This window comes from Variovorax brevis (genome assembly GCF_030317105.1).
GTDB lineage: Bacteria > Pseudomonadota > Gammaproteobacteria > Burkholderiales > Burkholderiaceae_C > Variovorax > Variovorax brevis.
This window is the reverse complement of sequence record NZ_JASZYG010000078.1, coordinates 1-1,402: the sequence shown is the minus strand read 5'-3', so window position 1 is coordinate 1,402 and position 1,402 is coordinate 1. Positions and strand designations below refer to the sequence as shown.

Here is a 1,402-nt window from a genome sequence, read left to right as displayed (position 1 = left end):
CGCAACGGCGGCGATCTTGCGCGCCAGCTCGGCGCCGATCCCGAGCTGAACAAGCGCTACATGGGCGTCTCCTTTCTCGCCCAGAACCCGGGCAAGCGCTCCATCACCATCGACTTCAAGCACCCCACCGGCAAGGAAGTGTTTCGCAAGCTGGTGCAGACCGCCGATGTGCTGGTCGAGAACTTCCGGCCCGGCGTGATGGCACGACTCGGCCTCGGCTACGACGAACTGCTGAACGAAAACGCCAACCTCATCTATTGCGCGATCTCCGGCTTCGGACAGGAGGGCCCGCTGCGTGACTTGCCGGCCTACGACCAGATCATCCAGGGCATGTCTGGCGTCATGAGCATCACGGGTGCGCCGGAGAACGCACCGTATCGCGTGGGGTATCCGATGGCCGACACCATTGGCGGCATCACCGCCGCATTTGCCATCGCCGCGGCTCTGGCCGACCCGCGGCGCGAGGGTGGCACCTTCATCGACGTCTCGATGCTGGAAGCGGTGATGTCGACCATGGGCTGGGCGGTCTCGAACCACCTGATCGCAGGTCGCGAACCCCAACCGATGGGCAACGAGAACGTCACGGCCAGTCCGTCCGGCACCTTCCGCACTGGCGACGGCTTGCTCAATATCGCGGCGAACAAGCAGGAGCAGTTCGAGGCGGTGTGCCGCGTGGTCGGCAGGCCGGACCTGATCGACGACACACGCTTCAACGACCGCCAGAGCCGGTTGCAGCATCGCTTCGAATTGAAGGGCGTGCTGGAGGATGCGATGGCCTCGAAGTCCACCGACGAGTGGTGGCGCCTGTTCAACCAGGCCGGCGTTCCGGCCGGCCCTGTGTACAGCGTGCCGCAAGCCCTCGAGCATCCACAGGTGGCAGATCGCGGGATGGTGGGCACCTTCGCGGATGCACCGGGCGTCGGTCGCGACATCCGCCTTGTTCGCACGGGCTTCAAGGTCAACGGGCAGGCGCCGCGTGTCGAATCACCGCCGCCCACGCTGGGCCAGCATTCCGACGAAATCCTCTCCAGCCTCGGCTACTCCGAACAGGAGATCGAAGCCCTCAAGGTGGAGAAAGCGATATGAGCAGCAAGACCGTCGAAAGTGTCGAGCAGGGCGTGCGCGACTGGTGGCACACCTCGATCATCGAGATGGCGCCCGGCGAGATCCGCTACCGCGGCTATCCCATCGAGGAACTGACCGGCCGCGTCAGCTTCGCGCAAATGATCTGGCTCATGACCCGCGGCGACCTGCCGAGCGAAGGGCAGGCACGGCTGCTCGATGCCGCACTGGTCTCCGCAGTGGACCACGGCCCGCAGGCGCCGAGCATCGCCATCGCCCGCATGGCGGCCACCTGCGGCGTCGGCCTCAACAATGCGATGGCCTCGGCCCTCAACGTGCT

2 protein-coding genes are annotated in these 1,402 nt (G+C 65.7%); both read left to right on the top strand.

All coding sequences use genetic code 11. The features are described 5' to 3' along the window. Nucleotides 1-1,086: CaiB/BaiF CoA transferase family protein (locus tag QTI66_RS39490; protein ID WP_286565835.1), on the top strand; the 1,086-nt coding region annotated here is incomplete at its 5' end. Then, nucleotides 1,083-1,402, top strand: a 320-nt coding sequence (locus tag QTI66_RS39485; RefSeq protein ID WP_286565834.1) for a citrate/2-methylcitrate synthase, incomplete at its 3' end; no start/stop codon positions are given. The genes QTI66_RS39490 and QTI66_RS39485, both read left to right, overlap by 4 nt.